Genomic DNA, 20,812 nt, shown 5'->3' with positions numbered 1-20,812 from the left:
TGATCAACGCGGGGGTGCCGTCCACGAGACGAAGAGTCTCAGGCACGTTCGGGCAGGTTGTGTGCGCGGACATTCGGTGATGTCGTGTTTGCAGATGACGGCGGCGTTCTGCCCGACTGGATTATGAAGACACCCGACAGGATCATTGCGGTCGCAACGATATCGGTTGCGGAAACCGGTTCGTCCAAAATCAGACTGCCGGTCAGAAGGCCAATGACCGGTGGGATATAGGTGACCCCGGCGGTTTTGACCGCGCCCAGTTTCCCGATCAGAAAGTAATAGCACATATAGGCAATGCCGGTGCCAAACATGCCAAGACCGATGAACAGCCCGGTGGCAATTTTCCAGTTGGTGAAGATCGCATTCATGCCGGAAAAGTCGCAAATCAGCAGAAGCGTTAAAGCAGAAAGGCCAAGCTGATAGGTGCAAAGTGCAATTGGTGAAATGCCAAGGGGGCTCAGGAATTTGCGGACATAGACGAACGAAAGCCCGACACAGCCCGATCCAATGGCGACGTAAACCACACCCATCAGATCGACGCCCGACGTGCCACTTTCCCAAGGCTTGGCAATGATCAGGACACCGGCAAAGCCAAACAGCAAACCGCTGATCGAACGGATATTGACCGGTTCGCTGCGCAGGAAAATGGCCGCGGCGATAAAGGAAAACATCGGGATCACGCCGCTTAGCATTCCGGCAACGCTGGATGGCAGAAGGGCGATGCCCTTGGCAAAGGCGAGGTAATAGACGGTGGCCGCGAGAAGTGACATGACGATGAAATGATGCACATAACGCAGATGCTGCCAATGCAGCACCTTGCGCGCCGTTGCAAATGCCAGAACCGGCAGAAAGCCCATGATCACACGTACCGTTACCACCTGCATCGGCGATATCAGGCTGCTTGCCGTTTTGTTGAACAAAAAGGTCATGCCCCAGCACAGGGCAAGAAAGCCAAAGACGAGGTATGCGTTGTTCTTCATGGCCGGAACTTTCGTGGGGGTCATGTCGCGATTGTAGGTCCGGTCCAAACGGCGTACAAATCATGTTATCTGGATTATGGAATAGAAAATTTGCATCATGAGTTCATATCCGCCGCTCAATTCCTTGCGTGCGTTCGAGGCATCTATTCGATTGAATAGTTTTTCTCGTGCAGCGGAAGAGCTGAATGTGACGCCGGGTGCCGTCGGGCAGCAGATCAGAAAGCTTGAAGACTGGCTAGGGGTGGAACTGTTTGTTCGCTCGGTCCGGCAGGTGAAACCGACAGCCGACGGGCTTGATTATGCCGCGCGCATATCGCCCGCCTTGCTGCAGATCATCGATGCCAGTCAGCATTTGCGCGGCCAGCGCGAACATACCGTGCGTGTGGTCATGCCGCCAAGTTTTGCCGCGAAATGGTTTTCCAAACGGATGGCGCGGTTCCTGATCGATTATCCGTCAACGTCACTTCATGTCGGGTCGTCGGTGCAATTTACGGATTTTGATCGCGATCCAGTCGATATTGCCGTGCGGTATTTTGACGGCAATGACGACAAACTTGAATCCGTCCTGATCTATCGCGGTCAGGCGGCGGCATTCTGTTCGCCGGCCTATCGCGACCGCATGGGCTTTGAGCATCCTGCCGATCTGGCACGCGCCACTTTGCTAAACGATATTCTGCATGACTGGTGGGAAGAATGGCTGGGGAAATTTGGCAAAATGACACCGACCGAGATCGCGACGATCAAGCGTATCGAAATCGATCAGACATCGATGGCGATAGAGGCCGCGATCCACGGGCAGGGTGTGGTAATGGCCAATCCGTTACTGGCTGAAGAAGACGTGATGGAGGGCAAGCTGGTCCATCTGTTCCCCGAACAGGTTCTGGTCGTTCCTTCAGGATACTATCTGGTACACCCAAAAAACCGGGAACTGCGCGGTCAGGTGAAGCTGTTTCGCGACTGGCTGCTGGGCGAGGCACGGGAACTGACATTGTCGCAAAACCCGTAAACGAAAAAAGCCCCGGCAAATTGACCGGGGCTTTGATTTTAGTGTGCGGTGCTACCGTCAGTCGGCAAACACGCGGGCGAAAATCGTGTCGACATGCTTGGTGTGGTAACCAAGGTCAAACAGGCTTTCGAGCGTTTCCATCGGGATTTTCGCGGTAACGTCTGCATCGGTCTTCAGAAGCGACAACAGATCGCCTTCGCGGTTCCAGACCTTCATCGCGTTACGCTGAACGATACGGTACGAATCTTCGCGCGAGACGCCATGCTGCGTCAGGGTGAGGAGCACGCGCTGCGAGAAGACCAGACCGCCCATCTGATTGAGGATTTCGTCCATTCGTTCCGGATAAACGACAAGGTTTTCAACCACATTGGTCAGGCGCATCAAAGTAAAGTCGAGGGTTACGGTCGCATCCGGACCGATATTGCGTTCAACCGATGAATGCGAAATATCGCGTTCATGCCACAGGGCGACGTTTTCCATGGCCGGGATCGCCATCGAACGGACAAGACGTGCAAGGCCGGTCAGGTTTTCGGTCAGAACCGGGTTGCGTTTGTGCGGCATTGCCGACGAACCCTTCTGCCCCTTTGAGAAGAATTCTTCAACTTCACGAACTTCGGTGCGCTGCAGGTGGCGGATTTCGGTTGCCAGATGCTCGATCGAGGATGCGATAACGCCAAGGGCAGCGAAATAGGCGGCATGACGGTCACGCGGGATCACCTGGGTCGAAACCGGTTCGGGTTTCAGGCCAAGCTTGGCTGCGACATGTTCTTCGACCTGCGGGTCGATATTGGCAAATGTGCCGACCGCACCGGAAATCGCACAGGTCGCGATTTCTTCACGCGCGACGACCAGACGGTCGCGGTTACGTTTGAATTCGGCATAGAAGGTTGCCAGTTTCAGGCCGAAGGTCACGGGCTCGGCATGGATGCCGTGCGAACGGCCCATGCAGGCGATGTCCTTGGTTTCATAGGCGCGCTTTTTAAGGGCGGCCAGAAGCTTGTCCATATCTTCCAACAGGATGTCGGTTGCCTGAACGAGCTGCACGTTAAAGCAGGTATCGAGAACGTCGGAGCTGGTCATGCCCTGATGAACGAAGCGGGCTTCGTCGCCGACCTGTTCTGCCAGTTCCGTCAGGAAGGCGATCACGTCGTGTTTGACTTCGGCTTCGACCGCGTCAATGCGGTCAATACGGTCCTGGCTATAGGGCTTGTTGCCTTTTTCCCAGACCAGCTTGGCAGAGGCAGCCGGAATGACGCCCAGCTCAGCCAGTTTGTCGGCAGCGTGTGCTTCGATTTCAAACCAGATACGGAATTTGTTCGCCGGTTCCCAGATTGATGTCATCTGCGGACGGGAATAACGGGGGATCATGCAGTCGCCTCCGGGCAGGATGGTTGGGTGCCGGGTCATGACCAGATTGCGTGATTAGCGAAGTGCGATGCTGGTTCCGGCACGCTTTCAAAGCGTCGGATAGTCCAAATCGTCGCGATTGGCAACCCTGCATCGTGCAGCGTCCCCGTCCGGGGGCATCTTTGCCGGTGTTTTTCGATTGCTGCTACATGTTTCTCGATATGCCTGCCGGGCATTAGTCTCCAATCGGGGATCATTTCCGATTGCGGATGTATTCGAGAAAGGCTCGCATGGCCGCGCTTGTATGGCGCCGGTTCGGATAATACAGATACCAACTCGGCAGCTTCTTCTTCCAGTCGACGAGCAATTCGACAAGTCTGCCCTGTTCGATATCGTCGCGGATATAATCCTCAAACAGATGCGCGATGCCCGATCCGGCAAGGGCGGCCTGACGTTCCTGATGTGCTGAACTCAAAGTCAATCGGCCTTTCGGGGGGATTTCCACCTCGTTACCGTCCTTTTCGAATTTCCACGTCACCATGGTTCCGCCGGGAAAGCGGCGGCGAATACAGTCATGTGCAAGAAGGTCGCCCGGTGAGCCGGGGCGATCACGTCTGCGAAGATAATCGGGCGAGGCCACGATTGCATATTGCAATGCGGGACCCAGCGGTATGGCGATCATGTCTTGGGCGAGTTGATGTCCGAAGCGCACGCCAGCGTCGAAACCCTGCGCCACAATATCGATGATCGCGGCATCGCTGACGATCTCGATATTGATGTCGGGGTAAATTTCCATGAATTCAAAGGCCAGAGGGCACAGAACATGGTCGGCGGCCGGTCCCGGCGCATTGATCCGCACGGTGCCGGACGGGTGTTCCCGAAGCTGATTGAGATCGTCGATGGCTGTTCTGATATTGTGAAGGGCAGGTCCAAGTCGCTCAAGAAGCCGCTCGCCTGCTTCGGTAGGCGCGACGCTGCGTGTCGTTCGGTTCAGCAGTCGGATGCCCAGCGCTTCCTCAAGCACACTGATCGATTGGCTGATGGCAGAGGATGATACGCCTCTGCCAAGCGCGGCGGCTCTGAAGCCACCACATCGCACGACATCCTCAAATATCTCCAGACTGTCGAGGCGTAACGATTTCATTGCAAAGCTTTGCTTAATAAGCTGATCCATTTTTGTTAGCTTATCTGCGCGCTCGATCTGTGTCATCCCTAGAAAGCATGCTGCGGGGCGTCGCTTGCGGATAATCGCGATGCTGCAACAAGCTGAAATCAAATACGGCATCTGCAATCAGATATTTGGACAGGATGATGAGTATGAGCGGAATCACATTGAATCGCAGAAAGATCATGCTGACAGCCGCATCGGCAGCGGCGGGACTGATCTTGCCAACCGGCTGCATGGCATTTGCGCAGGCTGCTGCCGGCGCGCCGTCTCCGGCCCAAAGTGGACATACGGGTGGAAATGTCGGCTATTATCGTTTTCGCGTCGGAGACGATATATCCGCAACCGTGTTGAGCGATGGGCTAATCGGTGGCCCGCCGCGGATTTATGCCAGCAATGCGCCGGAGGTAGAACTGGAGGAAGTTCTGAGGCAAGCCTTTCTGCCGACCGACCGCCTGACGCTCAACCTCAACACGCTTCTTATCGAAACGAATGGCAGGCGTATCCTTCTTGAGGCCGGAGCCGGGCAGACGATGGGGCCGCAAGGCGGTCGCATCTTCGAGAATCTGGCGGCCATAGGTTTACGGCCGGAGGATATCGATATTGTGGTTGTTTCGCACACGCACCCGGACCATGTCGGCAATCTTCGAACTGTCGATGGAGGCAAGGCATTTCCAAGGGCGACTGTCTTTGCGCCCCGTGCCGATTGGGACTTTTTTGTCGCCAACGATCCAGACCTTTCCTACATGCCGGTGCCCGAGGATTTCCGTCGCAATTTCGCCGCCGCCATCAGGCGGAGTGTCGAGCCGGTCACAAACGGGATCGAATTGTACGAAGCCGGTGAGGAGATCGTCCCCGGGCTGACCACGCTTCCGGCATTGGGCCATACACCTGGCATGGCAAATTTCCTTGTTCAATCCGGAAATGATCAGCTCCTGCTGACGGCCGATCTTGCGTATCATCCGATCGTCAATGTCGACCGGTCATGGCTGCCGGGGCCGGATCGCGACAAGGAAACGGCTCTTGCCTCTCGCCGTCGCATCTTTGACATGGCAGCGACAGACCGGCTCCTTGTTCTCGGCTTCCACTATCCGTTCCCGGGCCTTGGCCGGATGCTCAAGACGGATGTTGGCTATGCCTGGGTCCCGGCCAATTGGCAGTTTTGATCCGGTTTCTCAAGGAGGTGTGCACACCGAACGTATTACCATTACTAACCCTGCATCGGACATGACAGGTTTGTTATCGCGTTTTTATCCGTATGGAACTTGCCATCTGCTAAGATTATCTCAATCTCCTAAAGGATATAGTTCGTAAAACGAACATTCCAGAACAAGGACGGCAAACCGTTCTGATGGCGAGTGGACACAGATAATGGCCCGTACCTATGACCCGTACTTGTGATGCGTATCGGGGATGATTTGAAAAATCGTCCGAACGGCATAACCGAGAGCGTAGACGCCGATGCGCATTACCTTGCGCAGTTGGTCGATCTTGGCATTGCCATGTCGGCTGAACAGGGCCGCGAAGAGCTTCATCAGAAAATCCTGATGGCAGCCCGACAGTTTACCAATGCCGATGGCGGGTCGCTGTATCTGGTCAACAAGGACGAGACGGAACTTCAATTTCGTATTCTGATGAACGATACGCTTGATACGTTCTTCGTATCTGGCCGCGAAAACGAGAAACCTTTTCCACCCCTGCCGCTTTATGATGCAGCGGGCAACCCCAATCACAAAAACATCGCCACCTATGTCGCGTTAACGGGTGAGTCGATCAATATCGAGGATGCCTATTTCGCCGACGGGTTCGATTTTTCCGGCACGCGCGCCTTTGATGCCAAAACCGGTTATCGGTCGAAATCATTCCTGACGGTACCGCTTAAAAATACACGCGGTACTGTGATCGGCGTGTTGCAGTTGATTAATGCGCGTAACGATGCGGGCGATATTATTGCCTTTGATCCGGCAATCGAACCAATCATCAATGCGCTGGCAAGTCAGGCGGCGGTGGCACTTGAAAATAGCCGCCTTTTGATGGCGCAGCGCGACCTGATGGAGAGTTTCGTGCGCGTTCTGGGGCAGGCAATCGATGCCAAATCCCCCCATACAGCCCATCATTGTGAGAAAGTACCCATCATTGCCCGTATGTTGGCCAAGGCCGCCGTCGATGAAAAACGAGGAACATTTTCCAATTTCTATCTGACGGATATGGAGTGGTACGAGCTTGATCTGGCCGCTTGGCTCCATGATTGCGGCAAGATCACCACACCCGATCATGTGGTGGAAAAGGCGACCAAACTTGAAACAATCCATAACCGCATTCACGAAATCCGCACCCGGTTCGAAGTGCTTCGCCGCGATGCCGAAATCGAGATGCTCACACGCAAGCTCGCGGGCGAGGATGCCCAACGTTGCGATGCCGATTTCAACGCCCGGATTGCCGAACTTGAAAGCCAGTTTTCAATGGTTGCGCACAGCAATATTGGTGACGAGGAACTCGATACCGACGCGGTCTTTGCCCTGCATGAAATCGGGGCGCAGGAATGGGTGCGACATTTTGACCGTACCATCGGGCTTTCATGGGCCGAAAATCAACGCCTGACCGAAGATGACCGTGCCAAATTCAGCCAGCCCGGCGTTGAAAAGCTTCTGGATAACCGCCGCGATCAGGCTTATCTGGGCATTAACCGGGGTGAACTTTATAACCTTTCGGTTCCGCGCGGCACCCTGACATCCGAGGAACGCAAGGTGATCAATGATCATGTGGTCGTGACACAGGAAATGCTCGCACAATTGCCCTATCCCAAGGAACTGCAACGCATTCCGGCGATTGCGGGCAACCATCACGAAAAAATGGATGGTTCGGGCTATCCCAACGGATTGCTTGGCGAAGATATGGGCATTCTCGAAAAGGTGATGGTGATTGCCGACATCTTCGAGGCACTTACTGCGGTTGATCGTCCCTATAAACGGCCCAAGATGTTATCGGAATGCATCGCGATCCTGGCCGACATGCGAGACAAAGGACAGATTGATGGCGACCTGTTCGATCTGCTGTTGTCATCTGGCGTTTATATCGAATATGGCCGCAAATATTTGCAACCCGATCAATGTGACGAAGTCGATATTACGCAGTTCTTGCGCAGGTAAAAACGGGCCGGACGCATTGCACCCGGCCCAGATTTGATTAGGTTCGGTTGATCGAAACCCCGCCATCGGCAAGGAATGGCACCCCGGTCACAAAGCTTGCCGCGTCGGATGCCAGAAACAGGGCGGCCTGCGCCATTTCGGACGGTTTTGCCATACGTTTTAGCGCATGCAGGTTGTTGACGAATTGTTCGACCTCCGGCCCGGCACCGGGTTTGTTGGTGATGCTGGCCGGGGTATCGGTCCCGCCGGGCAGCAGTGCATTGACCCGAATGCCCTGTGGTCCGTATTCGGCTGCCAGCGACTTCATCAATCCGATCATGCCTGCCTTGCTGGCGGCATAGGCCCCCATGCCGGGCATGCCGACAGAATAACCGACAAAGCTTGATGTCAGGATCATTGATCCCGAGCCATTGGCAAGCATCGCTGGCAATTGATATTTCGCCCCGAAAAACGCCGATGTCAGGTTGGTTTCGATCATTTCATGCCAGTCATCGGTTGCCATATCAGGGATCGAAACCGATTCCCCGACCATCCCGGCATTATTGACCGCGATATCAAGCTTGCCGAAATGATCAAGGGTGGCCTCGACCAGCTGTTTTGAAATTGCCTCGTCCGTGAGGTTGCCGGGAACCGAAACCGCCATGCCACCGGCATCGCGAATATCGGCGACCATATCGTCAAGCAGATCGGCGCGCCGCGCATTAAGGACAAGTTGTGCGCCCTGCTTTGCAAAAAGTTCGGCCACGGCGTGACCGATGCCGGAACTGGCCCCGGTGATGATTGCGGTTTTACCGTCCAGTGTGAACATATTTCCGTCTCCTGTGTCATGATAGGATGGCCAGCAAGGCCGAATGTCGGGACGCTAGATTGCGAACGGAAACGGATCACTCCGGTTATTGGCATTGAATTCGTAAATGTGACGGGTTTTCGTGGGGTGCGAATTCGAAAGCAAGGAACGGAGTGCGGTCAACGGAATGGACGATCAGAATGCCGGTCAAACGGATGCATTTGGCATCCCTGTATTCTGATAAAGGAGCCATCCCATGCTGACGGAGACGAGATTGAACAAAACGATCCGCTGGATCAGTGACGAAGATAAATGGCAGGCCGTGGCAAAACGCGATGGCAAAGCTGATGGGCAGTTTTATTATTCGGTGGCAACCACCGGGGTTTATTGCCGCCCGTCTTGCGGCGCACGTCTGGCACGCCGGGAAAATGTTGCGTTCCATGCCAGTTGCGACGATGCCGAGCAAGCGGGTTTTCGCCCGTGCAAACGGTGCCTTCCGAACAGCGCATCGATTGCTGAACGCAATGCCGATGCGGTGGCAAAGGCATGCGAAACCATCCGCAATGCTGAAGAAATGCCAAGCCTTGATGATCTGGCCGCACAGGCCGGGATGAGCCGCTTTCACTTCCACCGGGTATTTAAATCGGTAACCGGGGTGACGCCAAAGGCCTATGCCAGTGCCTATCGGGCAGGGCGCGTGCGCGAGGAATTGCGCAGCAGCAATACCGTGACCGAGGCGATCTATGACGCGGGTTACAATTCCAACAGCCGGTTTTATGAACGCTCGCACAAGATGCTGGGCATGACACCAAGCAGCTATCGTGCGGGCGGCAAGGGCGAAAAAATCCGGTTTGCCGTGGCTCAATGCACACTTGGCGCGATCCTTGGCGCGGCAAGTGCCAAGGGAATTTGCACGATCCTTCTGGGCGATGATCCCGATGCGCTGGTGCGCCAGTTAGAGGACGCCTTTCCCAAGGCGGAACTGATTGGTGGTGATCCGGCGTTCGAAGACTGGATGGCGCAGGTCATCGGTCTGGTTGAAGCCCCGCAACTTGGCCATAACCTGCCGCTCGATATCCGCGGGACTGCCTTTCAGCAACGCGTCTGGCAGGCACTTTCGGAAATTCCGGCCGGGACAAAGGCAAGCTATGCCGAAATAGCCGAAAAGATCGGATCGTCGCGTGCTACCCGTGCTGTCGCACAGGCCTGTGCCGCCAACAGCATCGCGGTTGCGATTCCCTGCCACCGGGTGGTGCGCAAGGATGGTGATCTTTCCGGATATCGCTGGGGCGTGGAGCGCAAACAAACCCTGCTGGACCTTGAAAGCGGGGAGGCCGGGCAATGAACGAGATGACCCGTGACAGGATCGGATCGCTTGATTGGGAAAAACATTCCCGGGAGCTTGACGCATATGGCTGCACGATCCTTGAAAAACTGATCGATCCAGACACCTGCCGGGCATTGATCGCACATTATGACGACCCGGACACATTTCGCAGTCACATCCATATGGCCCGGCACGGTTTCGGGCGCGGCGAATACAAATATTTTGCCTATCCCCTGCCCGACATTATTGCGGATCTGCGGCAATCGCTTTATCCGCCATTGGCCGAAATTGCCAACCGGTGGAACCGGGCGATGGGGCTGGATCGGCATTTCCCTAGCGATCATGCTCGGTTTATAGTCCAATGCCATGGCGCAGGCCAAACCCGACCGACGCCGCTTTTGCTGCGTTATGGTGCGGGGGATTACAATTGCCTGCATCAGGATGTTTACGGCGATTGCGTGTTTCCATTACAGGTCGCGATCCTTCTAAGCGATCCGGAAACCGATTTCGGAGGCGGCGAATTTGTCCTGACCGAACAGCGCCCGCGCATGCAGTCCCGCGCCGAGGTCGTACCGCTAACGCAAGGTGACGCCGTGATTTTCCCGGTTCATCATCGTCCGGTTGGGGGAACGCGCGGCACGTACCGGGTGAATATGCGCCACGGCGTTTCGCGCCTGCGCGCCGGGACACGGCATACGCTTGGCATCATTTTCCATGACGCCAAATAGCTGATCCCGGTCTGGCTGATGTTATTCTAGCTGCTGTGATGTTCAGAAAAGTTATTAATAACTATTTGCAATTGAGTGCTGCTGGTGTATGTCAGCAGGAACAAATTCACGTTCCTGTCTGTTTTCATGAACTTTTTTGCGCCCCATCACATAACGGCAAATCTTGTCCGCGCCTTTGAAAAGGAACGTGCGTCCCTGTTGCGTTTGGCTATGCGGAAGTTGGGAAATCCTGATGAGGCAAAGGACATTGTCCAAGATGCCTTTGTAAGGATTGCCGGGGCAAAAGACAGGCAAGAACCGATCAGCGATCCACCTGCATTCCTTCGGACCGTGGTTCTTAATCTGATCCGGGATCATCAAAGACGTCGCAATGCCGGTCATATTGTCGAACTTAAATCCGGGCTTGATCCGCTGGAATGGACAGCGGAGGACCGCCCGCTTGCAGACAATGTTATATACCATCGTCAGCGTCTTCAGGCGTTTGAGCAGGCAATTTCATCCTTGCCGACGCGATCCAGAGAAGTCTTCATCTTGCGTAAGTTGCATGGTAAGACCCATGATGAAATTGCCGCAGCGACCGGATTGTCAAAGGCCGCGATCGAGAAGCATCTTTATCGTGCCATGACAACGTGTCGTGATCTGATGAAACACTATGACTAGGCCATTGCTTATGAGCGGCAACCGCCATACCGGCCATAAACCGGAGACCACAGAACAGAAAGATCTGCAAAGCCGCCTTGTTGATCAGGCAATGCAATGGCTTGCTCGCGATGGTGCGGATATTGAGGGCACAGATACGCATGTCGCATTTCAGAAGTGGTGCGGCCAAAGTGCGGATCATGAACAGGCGGCGCGCGCGGTTCGGGCCTTTCTCAGTGACCGTGATTTCGATGATATCTTGCGGAAATTCGATACTGAGAAAGGCACCGGTGCGCGAAACCATGCACCATCAAGCACGCGGCAAATATCGATGCCTGTCGGTAAGCCGCGACGTTCGACCCCGCCAAGGGCAACAAATGTGCGAAAAGCAATCTGGGGCGGTGTTGCAATGTGCGTGGCGATTCTTGTTGCCGTCCTGACGTTGTCCCCGGCAGAACATTCTGGTCATCCGGGGTATATCGCGGCGAACATGGCACCGGTTCGTCAGTTTTTGCCGGACGGCAGCGAATTGCAACTGGCACCTGGTACCCGGCTTTATTGGGAATTTACCGAACGCGAACGCCATATCGTTCTTGAGGATGGGGCGGTAGTGATTTCGGCTGCACCGAATAAGGACCGCCCGCTTGTGGTAACCACGCCACAAAGTCGGGTTGTTGTTGTCGGGACACGTTTTGTTGTGATCGGTGATGATCAAACCAGCGAAGTCGGCGTCGCCGAAGGAACCGTCCGGGTACAACAACAACAATCGCCGCCTGCCCGTGAAGTCACCCTTCATGCAGGTGAAGGGGTGACTGTATCCAGCGGGGGCGATGTCCGGCGGCATGACTTCAATGGCGACAATATTACGCAAATCCTTGAAGGTTGGCGGGTGTTTTCGCCAGCAAAGCTGTCTGATGTGGTCCATGCCGTAAGTCGGCAGAGTGGCATGGAAATCTGGCTTGACCCCGGCATTGCCGATCTCGAAATCCGTGGGCGGTTCAATGTTGCCGATGCAATGGTGTCACTTGATCTGATTGCGCGGACAACCGGAACAAGAATGATTGAACTGCCGTTTGATCAGTATCTTCTGGTGCGCTGAAATCACGGTTCCAGATTGGTTCGGCCTGAAAATGGTGCGGATTTAGCCTGAACTCCTCGATTAATTCCCTATTTGAACAAAAATATTAAAAAAAGATGTCCGGTTACTGTCGGGCCTTCCGTCCTTAAGTGCGAGTGATACGCAATAACTTGCATTGGGTCGTGCCGAATGAAGCCTACCAGACAACAGGAGACAGTCCGCAACCTCTTCGAAACCTCAAAGGGGCGGGCATGGAAGGATTTGCTGTTCTGCGCTGTTGCGTCTTCTGCCTTGCTGGGGGGGATGTCGTCGAATTTTCTGCATGCACAGGAACGTGCGGTTGTCGATAAGCCGGTCGCATCACGACTTTACAGCTTTGACATTCCCTCCGTGCCGCTGATGCGCGCTTTGGAGCTATTATCGCAGCAGGCCGGTATTCCGTTTTCGGTCCAGGATGGCACCAACCTTGCGATGAATGGTCAGGCCGTGGTTGGTCAGCTCAGCATTGAAAACGCCTTGTTTCAAATGCTTGAGGGGACGGAAGTTACCTTTGCCGTTACCGACGGTGTTTTGGTTATTTCCCCCAAGCTATCCAACCAGTCATCTGACGAAGAAATCGTTACCGCCCCCGTTTCTGTCAGTGCAAATCGCACAACGATCTTCCAACTCGGAACCGGTGCGGCCAGCGGGTCAACTGTGTATGGCGAAGAGATGATCGGTGCGGTGGTTCAGGGTGACAGTGACCCGAACAAGATTTTTCGCGCCAATCCGAATGTCCAGTTTCAGGCAAGCTCGGCCAACTCCACTACTCAGAACAGGCTTTCAGAGAGCGGGGCGACATCGGTCAAAGAGCAGGATTTGCGTCCAGCCGGGATGAGTATCTCGGGTGGTAGAGTCGATCAAAACAACATTATGATCGATGGGGTCGGGATTAACTCCTATTTTGCGGCAGAAGGTTTGGGAAATGATCCGGCTAACATGCCCAGCGATGACACAAACCTGCCTAACCCCAATCTTGTTTATGGGGTACATCCTCAATCTGTTTATATCGATAGCAATATTCTTGAACAGGCCGAAATCTTTGACAGTAACGTATCGGCAAAGTACGGCGGATTTCAGGGGGGAGTTGTTAATTACACGATTAAAAATCCTTCTGAAAAACCGGAGTTCAGCGCAAGTATCAATCGTGGTGGATCAAACTGGACGGATTATCATCTGAAATCCCGAGACGAGGCAGACTCAGATGCACGTGAACCGAAATTTGAAAGATTGTCATATGGTGGGTCTGCAAGCACGCCTTTGAATGAAAATTGGGGTATGCTGGTTTCGGTCAGCCGCCGCACAGCGGAAACAACACGCGCTGCAGATGCTGATTATCTTCTTATGGAAGATGTTACAACCGAAACGGTTGCAGACAACGTGCTAGCCAAGCTTCGCTATGAAAACGATGATGGCCTTGGATTGACGTTTCAGACAGTTTACGCACCCTATGCTCAGGAATGGGCATCGTCACGCCGCTATGATAGCTCTATGGATATCAAGGGGGACGGTCTGAATAGTTATGTCGGATTGGATACGCCGTTAAGTTGGAAAGGCTATGGTTTTTCTGACGTAAACTTTGATACCAAATTATCAATTAACAGTTCAAAGACAGGTAGAGACGCCGAAACCAATACCGCACTTGAGGTAAGGGGAAATGACGGCGGGAAATACGATCCTTTTTGCGACAGCACTACATGTAACTTCGGAACGTTGGGAGATCTTTACCAATCTCAACAGGAAATCTCTTATCAGGCCGACTTCGAAGCACGTCATTATAGTAACAAATTGGGTTTTGGTGCGGATATCCGCCGAATTGAAGCTGAAATCGAAAGGCCGGAAACGGCTCGCCGCTATTATTCTGCTACTGCAAACGCTGGGATAGTATGCGCCGTACCAGGTGACATTTCCTGTGAGGATGGCGTTCAGGCGAACCGACGGTTGCTTGAATATAGAGCATATAAAGGCGGCGCTGATTTTTATACAGGCGCTCTTTATACACAATATGCGCTTAATCTTGATGCCATTCCATTTGGTGATCTTGAAGTTCAGCCAGGACTAAGGGTTGAGCGAGATACCTTCTTGAGGAATACCAATTTGGCTCCTCGTTTCAATGCGACTTATTACACCGATCTCGGCATCGATTTTAATCTTGGTTGGAACCGGTATTTTGCGTCCAACATGCTTTCCTACGCCTTAAATGATTTGTCGCCAGGGGTCGATAGCTACAGTCGTTCAGTTGGTGCTGGTGCGGTTGGGGATTATGATTTGTTGACCCTTGGCGGGGGAAGAACAAACTACGGTGGCCAGAGGCTAAAAACTCCCTTTACCGATGAACGCGCCGCAGCTGTCTCCTTTCCATTACCGATGCTGGGCGGCCAGACCCGCCTTAAGGTCGTTGATCGCAACGGAAGAGACCAGTTTTCGCGTGTTGAGGGAGAAACCGGTTCGAGCAGCTACACCCTAAGCAACGAGGGGAAGAGTTCTTATCGGTCCTATTCCATCGAATGGGCCAAGAAATTCGAAGATCGATTTTTAGATGCCAGCCATACCTTCAGTATCAATGGTCAATATGCCGAGCGCGAGACGTCTAACAACTCTTACTTTGGAAGTAATGAAGAAGAAGAGGACATCGTTTTTAATGGACAGGTTGTATCGCCAAACGCGCTAAGTCTGATCAGTGGCAATCTTGATGAACCATGGTTGATAAACGCTGCCTTGTATTCAGAGTTCGACGATGGTCGATTGCGTACGGGCCTGACAGGACGCTACACATTTTCTTACGAGATTGTAGCAGACAGCGGGGACAATCAGAATATCGGTGGTGTCGTTTACGATGTGTATGAAATGCGTCCGGAAAAGGCGCGCTTCGATCTGGACATGACGCTGGATTACGATGTCGTCCGCGAAGATTCCGGCACACTTACCCTAAATGTTTCTATCGATAACGTCCTGAACCGCGGCGGCGCCCATACGCTTGTCTCCGATACACCCTACCGCAAGGGCCGGACAGTTTGGCTCGGACTGACTTACACCTACTGAAAATTCCGCGTTAATCCTGCCGGGGCTTGGCCCCGGCCAAACCTGCTTGTGAGATCGATAATATGAAAAGAACCCTGACCGCGACCCTGTTTGCCGCGATGCTTGCCACATCAAGCCTTGTCCCCGTTCATGCAATGGCAGAACAGGCAAGCATGGTACTGTCCGACAAAAACCTTGCCGAAGTTTATGATGCTGTTTCACTTGGCGTTGTTCGCATCAATGTCATTAAGAAAAGCTATGCCGAGATCGTCGCCGAAGAACGGGAGAAAAAGGAAAACGGCGAGGATTTCTATCTGCCGCCGAACGAACGTGGCGATCAGGACGAGGATGAAGATCGCAATGATCGCGATGAAAAGAACAAGGAAAGCGAAAAGGGCGATGAACCCAAATACGACTGGCAGAAAAAGAAGCGCAATGCGTCGACCGGGACTGGTTTTTTCATTACCGATGACGGCCTGATTGTTACCAACGAGCATGTGGTCCGCGATGGTGCGCGTTTTGTCGTTGTTTTGAAAGATGGCCGTCGTGTTCGTGCTGATCTGGTAGGGAAGGATTTTCTGACCGACCTCGCCGTCCTTCGTGTTGAAATGCCTGAAAATGTTAAGCCGCTTTCATGGGGCAACTCGCATGCGATCCGTATCGGCGATCCGGTTTTTGCGCTTGGTTATCCCTATGGCTTTGATCAAAGTCTGACCACCGGGGTGATTTCGGGCAAGCAGCGCCAGCTATCCAAAGGGGAATATAACCCGTATTTGCAAACCGATACCGCGGTAAACAAGGGCAATTCCGGCGGGCCGCTTCTGTCGATGGATGGCAAGGTCGTTGGCGTTAACTCCGCGCTTTATACCCGCTCTGGCGGGAACGAGGGACTGGCCTTCTCCATCCCGGCTGAACATGCGCAGGGGATCATTGATCTGCTTGTCAAAGATGGTGAAATCAAACGCGGATGGTTCGGGATTGCCTATTCTGAAGTCAAGCCGGGCATCGGCAAGCTTTTGGGGATGGACCATGACGAGGGAATGTTGATCCACCGGGCCCCCGATGACGAACCGGCCTATCAAGCAGGTATTCGTGCAGGAGATGTGATTGTTGCGGTGAATGGCGAAACGGTCACATCGCGCCTGCATTTCCGCATGCAGGCGGCGGAGGCAAAAGGTGAAACGACCGTTACCGTCTGGCGCGATGGTGGATTTAAAAGCTTTACGATGATCCCCGGCGATATGGACGAAGCCAAAAGCCGCCGCCGCCAGGCCGAACGCGACAAGATTCTTGGTAAAACGCCGAAGGATGATGGTCGGAAGAAAGTCATGGGCCTCGAACTGGTTCCGGCTAATGAAAAGGCATGGGAAAAACTGGATTTACCCGTTGGCACGAAGGGGCTTGTCGTTGATCGGATGGAAAAGATGGGGCAAGGCGATCAGGCTGGATTTACAAAGGGTGATTTCATTACCCGGATCAATGATACCGAGATTTCCACACCCGAGGAGTTCGAAGCCGTGATGGGGCAGGCGCTTGAAAGCAACGCACCCTATGCGCTTGTCTATTTCAAACGTGATGGTCAGGATCGCACAAAGATCATCGATACGCTGAGCATGGTTGATCTTGAAGACTACTGAGCGATCCAAACAAAAAACGGGCCGTCGCAAGACGGCCCGACTAAGTTTGGGTGGTGCAAAGGGAGGTTGCCCTCCTACATCCGTTCGTGGAAATGGCAGGCCACCTGATGGTGATCGTTGACGGTGTCAACGGTCGGGACATCGGTCGCGCAGACATCCTTGGCAAACGGACATCTGGTGCGGAACACGCAACCAGATGGCGGGTTGATCGGGCTGGGCAAATCACCGGTCAGCACGATGCGTTCCTTGGTGCGTTCAATCTCGGGGTCCGGGATCGGAACTGCGGAAATCAGGGCCTTGGTGTAGGGATGTTTTGGGTTGGCATAGATGCTGTCGCGGTCGGCAAGCTCCATAAGATTGCCGAGATACAGCACCAATATGCGGTGGCAGATATGGCGCACGATCGAAAGATCGTGGCTGATGAAAATCATCGACAGATCAAATTCGCGCTGCAATTCCTGCAACAGGTTTACGATCTGCGCCTGTATCGATACATCAAGTGCTGAAACCGGCTCGTCACAAATGATCAGTTTCGGTTCGAGGATCATCGCGCGTGCAATGCCGATACGCTGGCACTGGCCACCCGAAAATTCATGCGGATAGCGGTTGATCATCTGTGGCAAAAGCCCGACGCGCGCCATCATGCGTTTAACGCGCGCCTTGATTTCGTCCTTACCCAGTTCGGATTTGTGGGTCACAAGCGGCTCGGCGATGATCTCGCCAATCGTCATGCGCGGGTTAAGGCTGGCCAGCGGGTCCTGAAAAATGATCTGCAGGTCCCGGCGTAGCGGCTGCATTTCGCGATGGGGGGCGCCGACAATATCCCGCCCCAGCCACACGACCTGCCCGTCGGTCGGCGGGATCAGTTGCAGGATCGCACGGCCAAGGGTCGATTTTCCACAACCGGATTCGCCCACAATGCCAAGCGTTTCGCCGGGATACAGATCGAAATCGATCCCGTCGACGGCCTTAAGCTGGCGTTCTGCCCCAAAAAATCCCTTGCCCGGCAGGGAAAAGTGAACCTTAAGGTCACGAACCGACAGGATCGGGACGTTTTTCTTTTTACGGATCGCATTCATTGACCGTCCTCCCGGAAGCAGGCACTGGCGCGACCATCGTCAAAGCCAAACAGGCTTGGGCGGGAAACACAGCACCGATCCATCACATAGGCGCAGCGTTCCTGATAAGCGCAACCCTGTGGCAGGTTTTGCAGGTTAGGCGGTTGTCCGGGGATGGCAAACATGTGTTCCTCGCTTGCCGTGTCGATGCGCGGCATCGATTTCAAAAGCCCCTCGGTATAGGGATGATGGCTGTCATAGAAAATGTCACGCACCGAACCGGTTTCGACAATCCGTCCGCCATACATTACCATCACCCGGTCACACAGGCCTGCCACCACGCCAAGATCATGGGTGATCATGACAATGGCCGTATTGAAATCCTTTTTAAGATCGCGCAGCAGATCAAGGATCTGTGCCTGCACCGTCACATCAAGGGCGGTGGTTGGTTCATCCGCAATCAGGACTTCGGGGTCGCACAGCAACGCCATGGCAATCATTACGCGCTGGCGCATGCCGCCGGAAAATTCATGCGGATACATATGCACGCGCTGGGCCGCACCCGGAATACCGACACGATCAAGCATGTTGATCGCGCGTTTAAGCGCATCGCCTTCGGACATGCCGCGATGTTCCACCAGTACCTCGGTCATCTGTCTGGAGATTTTGAGGAACGGGTTAAGCGACGTCATCGGATCCTGAAAGATCATCGACATCGTCACACCGCGGATTTTGTTAAGCTGGCGTGACGGGATATTGAGGATATCCTTATCCTTGTAGCGCACCGTACCCGTGGCCTTGCCGTTCTTGGCAAGAAGACCCATCACGGCAAGGAAAATCTGGGTTTTGCCCGATCCGGACTCCCCCACAACGCCAAGTGTTTCGCCCGGATCGATATGGAAGTTCACATCGTTGACAGCCTCGACCTCGCCGTCGGGGGTCTGGAAGCGGGCACGCAGGTTTTCAACAGTCAGAATATGGTTTGTCATGTGCCTATCTGTCCTTCGGATCAAGGGCGTCGCGCAATCCGTCGCCGATGAAGTTGAAACAGAACAGCGTCAGTGCCAGGAAGATCGCCGGATAAATCAGCATCCAGGTCGCTGCTTCGATCACTTTCGCCCCTTCGGAAATCAGAACGCCCCAGCTTGTGAGCGGCTCCTGAACACCAAGGCCCAGGAACGACAGGAAACTTTCGGTCAGGATCACCTGCGGAATGGTCAGCGTCATGTAAACAATGACCGGCCCCAGAACGTTGGGAATCACATGGCGGAAAATGATCTTGAAGTTCGAAACACCCGTGGCATGGGCGGCTTCGATAAATTCGCGCCGCCGGATCGAAAGCGTCTGACCGCGGACAATACGTGCCATGGTCAGCCATTCAACCGCACCAAGGGCGACGAAAATCAGGAAAATGTTCCGGCCAAACACCACCATCAGCATGATCACAAAGAACATGAAGGGCAGGGAATAAAGCACATCGACAAACCGCATCATGATATTGTCGATCCGGCCGCCGAAATAGCCGGCAACAGCGCCATAGGTAACGCCGATCACAAGCGACACCGCCGTTGCCAGTAAACCAACCGCAAGCGACACGCGCGCGCCATACAGAATGCGGATGAAAATATCGCGGCCATTGCCATCCGTGCCAAGGATATGGCCGTTTTCCCAGTTCGGACCTTCCTGGATATAGCCCCAGTCGATCTGGTCGTATTCAAACGGGCTGAGCAGCGGGGCGAAAATCGCCATCAGGGTAATGATGGCCAGAATGATCATCGACCCGACGGCGGCCTTGTTGCGAAACAGGCGAATACGGGCATCGCGCCACAGGCTGCGACCCTCGATCTCTCCGGCGACGCCTGCCGCCTGAAGCATCGCTGTTTTTTGATCCTTGTTCATCATTAGCGTGACTTCAGCTTGGGATCGAGCAGGCCATAGACCATGTCGACCAGGAAATTCAGAAGGATGATCATCACCGCATAGACAATGACCACACCCATCACCAGCGGGTAGTCGCGGTTAAGCGCTGCCTTGACGAAATAGGTGCCGATACCGGGCACGCCAAAGATGGTTTCGATGACCACAGAGCCGGTCATCACCGCCGCGGTTGCCGGTCCCAGATAGGATACGACAGGCAAAAGCGCGCCGCGGATCGCATGCCGGTTGACGACAAGCTTTTCACGCAAACCTTTGGCGCGTGCAGTGCGGATGTAATTGGAATGGAGGACTTCGACCATCGACCCGCGCGTCAGGCGCGCGATATAGGCGACTTGTGGCAGGGCAAGGGCGATGATAGGCAATATCTTGTATTGAATTTCGCCGTCTCCCCAACCTGCCGTTGGCAGGATCGAAAGATACAGGCCAAACACCAGCGACAGAAGCGGCGCCATGACAAAGTTCGGGATGGCAATGCCGACCATGGCAACGCCCATTACGGCAAAATCAACCGCACTGTTCTGTCGAAGGGCGGCATAGGTGCCAAAGCCAACCCCGAATATCAGCGCCAGAAAGATCGCCGACAGGCCAAGCTGCATCGATGCCGGGGCACCAGCCATGATCAGTTCCGCGACGGAAAAATCGCGAATTTTGATCGACGGGCCAAAGTCACCACGCAGGATTTTGCCGATATAGATCGTGTATTGTTCAAGCAGCGGCTTATCAAGGTCATAGGCGGCCTTGATGTTTTTTTCGATTTCCGGGGGCAGGGCACGTTCCTGATCGAACGGTCCGCCTGGTGCAATGCGCATCATGAAAAAGGCAACCGTGATCACGATGAACAGCGTTGGGATCGCGATCATCAGGCGCCGGATGGCGTAAGATAACATAATTCTCTCTCATCCCCATTGGGGGC

Annotated in this window: 17 protein-coding genes; 9 read left to right on the top strand and 8 right to left on the bottom strand. The window is 54.1% G+C overall.

Annotation, left to right across the window (positions count from 1 at the left end; genetic code table 11):
* Positions 1-38: 38 nt before the first annotated feature.
* On the bottom strand, positions 39-980 hold the full coding sequence (locus ABIE64_RS09305; RefSeq protein ID WP_354377240.1) for a DMT family transporter: 942 nt from the start codon (positions 978-980) through the stop codon (positions 39-41).
* Positions 981-1,077: 97 nt separating this feature from the next.
* On the opposite strand from ABIE64_RS09305, the gene ABIE64_RS09300 reads away from it, so the two are divergent.
* On the top strand, positions 1,078-1,986 hold the full coding sequence (locus ABIE64_RS09300; RefSeq protein WP_354377239.1) for a LysR substrate-binding domain-containing protein: 909 nt from the start codon (positions 1,078-1,080) through the stop codon (positions 1,984-1,986).
* A 57-nt stretch (positions 1,987-2,043) separates the two neighbouring features.
* Here ABIE64_RS09300 and purB read toward each other — a convergent pair whose 3' ends face one another.
* Together purB and ABIE64_RS09290 are read right to left on the bottom strand one after the other, a co-directional pair.
* The gene (purB, locus tag ABIE64_RS09295; RefSeq protein ID WP_354377238.1) at positions 2,044-3,354 is read right to left on the bottom strand and encodes an adenylosuccinate lyase; all 1,311 of its coding nucleotides are present in this window, start codon (positions 3,352-3,354) and stop codon (positions 2,044-2,046) included.
* A gap of 232 nt (positions 3,355-3,586) precedes the next feature.
* Complete coding sequence (locus ABIE64_RS09290) at positions 3,587-4,543, bottom strand: LysR family transcriptional regulator (RefSeq protein ID WP_354377237.1); 957 nt, start codon at positions 4,541-4,543, stop codon at positions 3,587-3,589.
* Between the two features lie 107 nt (positions 4,544-4,650).
* On the opposite strand from ABIE64_RS09290, the gene ABIE64_RS09285 reads away from it, so the two are divergent.
* Both ABIE64_RS09285 and ABIE64_RS09280 read left to right on the top strand, forming a co-directional pair.
* Entirely contained in the window at positions 4,651-5,664 is a 1,014-nt protein-coding gene (locus ABIE64_RS09285) for an MBL fold metallo-hydrolase (protein ID WP_354377236.1), read from the top strand.
* 252 nt (positions 5,665-5,916) lie between these two features.
* A complete protein-coding gene (locus ABIE64_RS09280) occupies positions 5,917-7,647 on the top strand; it encodes a GAF and HD-GYP domain-containing protein (protein ID WP_354377235.1) in 1,731 nt (576 codons plus the stop codon).
* A 37-nt stretch (positions 7,648-7,684) separates the two neighbouring features.
* On the opposite strand, the gene ABIE64_RS09275 is transcribed toward ABIE64_RS09280, so the two are convergent.
* A complete protein-coding gene (locus tag ABIE64_RS09275) occupies positions 7,685-8,455 on the bottom strand; it encodes an SDR family oxidoreductase (RefSeq protein WP_354377234.1) in 771 nt (256 codons plus the stop codon).
* Between the two features lie 253 nt (positions 8,456-8,708).
* On the opposite strand from ABIE64_RS09275, the gene ada reads away from it, so the two are divergent.
* The 6 genes from ada to ABIE64_RS09245 all read left to right on the top strand — a co-directional run bounded on the left by ada (position 8,709) and on the right by ABIE64_RS09245 (position 16,903).
* Positions 8,709-9,779 (top strand): bifunctional DNA-binding transcriptional regulator/O6-methylguanine-DNA methyltransferase Ada, encoded by a 1,071-nt coding sequence (ada, locus tag ABIE64_RS09270; RefSeq protein ID WP_503012846.1) that lies wholly within the window; start codon positions 8,709-8,711, stop codon positions 9,777-9,779.
* Positions 9,776-10,489, top strand: a complete 714-nt coding sequence (locus ABIE64_RS09265; protein WP_354377232.1) for a 2OG-Fe(II) oxygenase — start codon at positions 9,776-9,778, stop codon at positions 10,487-10,489. Before ada ends, ABIE64_RS09265 begins: the two co-directional genes overlap by 4 nt.
* A 126-nt stretch (positions 10,490-10,615) precedes the next feature.
* Complete coding sequence (locus ABIE64_RS09260) at positions 10,616-11,149, top strand: RNA polymerase sigma factor (RefSeq protein ID WP_341365360.1); 534 nt, start codon at positions 10,616-10,618, stop codon at positions 11,147-11,149.
* Positions 11,142-12,227, top strand: coding sequence for a FecR family protein (locus ABIE64_RS09255; RefSeq protein ID WP_354377231.1), 1,086 nt, complete (start codon positions 11,142-11,144; stop codon positions 12,225-12,227). The genes ABIE64_RS09260 and ABIE64_RS09255 overlap by 8 nt, the downstream gene beginning before the upstream one ends.
* Before the next feature lie 168 nt (positions 12,228-12,395).
* Positions 12,396-15,287 (top strand): TonB-dependent receptor, encoded by a 2,892-nt coding sequence (locus ABIE64_RS09250; RefSeq protein ID WP_354377230.1) that lies wholly within the window; start codon positions 12,396-12,398, stop codon positions 15,285-15,287.
* Positions 15,288-15,349: 62 nt separating this feature from the next.
* On the top strand, positions 15,350-16,903 hold the full coding sequence (locus tag ABIE64_RS09245) for a trypsin-like peptidase domain-containing protein (RefSeq protein WP_354377229.1): 1,554 nt from the start codon (positions 15,350-15,352) through the stop codon (positions 16,901-16,903).
* Between the two features lie 74 nt (positions 16,904-16,977).
* Here ABIE64_RS09245 and ABIE64_RS09240 read toward each other — a convergent pair whose 3' ends face one another.
* From ABIE64_RS09240 to oppB, 4 genes are read right to left on the bottom strand one after another with little or no spacing between them, the layout of a single operon-like run.
* Positions 16,978-17,982 carry an ABC transporter ATP-binding protein gene (locus ABIE64_RS09240; protein ID WP_085643804.1) on the bottom strand — a complete coding sequence of 335 codons (1,005 nt, stop codon included), beginning with the start codon at positions 17,980-17,982 and terminating at the stop codon, positions 16,978-16,980.
* Positions 17,979-18,950 (bottom strand): ABC transporter ATP-binding protein, encoded by a 972-nt coding sequence (locus ABIE64_RS09235; protein ID WP_354377228.1) that lies wholly within the window; start codon positions 18,948-18,950, stop codon positions 17,979-17,981. Before ABIE64_RS09235 ends, ABIE64_RS09240 begins: the two co-directional genes overlap by 4 nt.
* Before the next feature lie 4 nt (positions 18,951-18,954).
* Positions 18,955-19,836 (bottom strand): ABC transporter permease subunit, encoded by an 882-nt coding sequence (locus ABIE64_RS09230; RefSeq protein WP_051682242.1) that lies wholly within the window; start codon positions 19,834-19,836, stop codon positions 18,955-18,957.
* A 26-nt stretch (positions 19,837-19,862) separates the two neighbouring features.
* On the bottom strand, positions 19,863-20,786 hold the full coding sequence (gene oppB / locus ABIE64_RS09225) for an oligopeptide ABC transporter permease OppB (RefSeq protein WP_354377227.1): 924 nt from the start codon (positions 20,784-20,786) through the stop codon (positions 19,863-19,865).
* Positions 20,787-20,812: the final 26 nt, after the last annotated feature.

The sequence above is a fragment of the Thalassospira sp. MBR-102 genome, from assembly GCF_040549275.1.
GTDB classification, from domain to species: Bacteria; Pseudomonadota; Alphaproteobacteria; order Rhodospirillales; family Thalassospiraceae; genus Thalassospira; species Thalassospira xiamenensis.
Note: the sequence above shows the minus strand (reverse complement) of the source record. Positions and strands in the feature narration are given on the sequence as shown.

Excerpts from the sequence above, each read along its gene's own strand:
- ABIE64_RS09255 (WP_354377231.1), top strand. The coding sequence starts at position 11,142 with ATGACTAGGCCATTGCTTATGAGCGGCAACCGCCATACCGGCCATAAA.
- ABIE64_RS09305 (WP_354377240.1), bottom strand. The coding sequence starts at position 980 with ATGAAGAACAACGCATACCTCGTCTTTGGCTTTCTTGCCCTGTGCTGG.
- ABIE64_RS09290 (WP_354377237.1), bottom strand. The coding sequence starts at position 4,543 with ATGACACAGATCGAGCGCGCAGATAAGCTAACAAAAATGGATCAGCTT.
- ABIE64_RS09275 (WP_354377234.1), bottom strand. The coding sequence starts at position 8,455 with ATGTTCACACTGGACGGTAAAACCGCAATCATCACCGGGGCCAGTTCC.
- ABIE64_RS09235 (WP_354377228.1), bottom strand. The coding sequence starts at position 18,950 with ATGACAAACCATATTCTGACTGTTGAAAACCTGCGTGCCCGCTTCCAG.
- purB (WP_354377238.1), bottom strand. The coding sequence starts at position 3,354 with ATGATCCCCCGTTATTCCCGTCCGCAGATGACATCAATCTGGGAACCG.
- ABIE64_RS09285 (WP_354377236.1), top strand. The coding sequence starts at position 4,651 with ATGAGCGGAATCACATTGAATCGCAGAAAGATCATGCTGACAGCCGCA.
- ABIE64_RS09240 (WP_085643804.1), bottom strand. The coding sequence starts at position 17,982 with ATGAATGCGATCCGTAAAAAGAAAAACGTCCCGATCCTGTCGGTTCGT.
- ABIE64_RS09250 (WP_354377230.1), top strand. The coding sequence starts at position 12,396 with ATGAAGCCTACCAGACAACAGGAGACAGTCCGCAACCTCTTCGAAACC.
- ABIE64_RS09245 (WP_354377229.1), top strand. The coding sequence starts at position 15,350 with ATGAAAAGAACCCTGACCGCGACCCTGTTTGCCGCGATGCTTGCCACA.
- ABIE64_RS09265 (WP_354377232.1), top strand. The coding sequence starts at position 9,776 with ATGAACGAGATGACCCGTGACAGGATCGGATCGCTTGATTGGGAAAAA.
- ABIE64_RS09260 (WP_341365360.1), top strand. The coding sequence starts at position 10,616 with ATGAACTTTTTTGCGCCCCATCACATAACGGCAAATCTTGTCCGCGCC.
- ABIE64_RS09230 (WP_051682242.1), bottom strand. The coding sequence starts at position 19,836 with ATGCTTCAGGCGGCAGGCGTCGCCGGAGAGATCGAGGGTCGCAGCCTG.
- ABIE64_RS09300 (WP_354377239.1), top strand. The coding sequence starts at position 1,078 with ATGAGTTCATATCCGCCGCTCAATTCCTTGCGTGCGTTCGAGGCATCT.
- oppB (WP_354377227.1), bottom strand. The coding sequence starts at position 20,786 with ATGTTATCTTACGCCATCCGGCGCCTGATGATCGCGATCCCAACGCTG.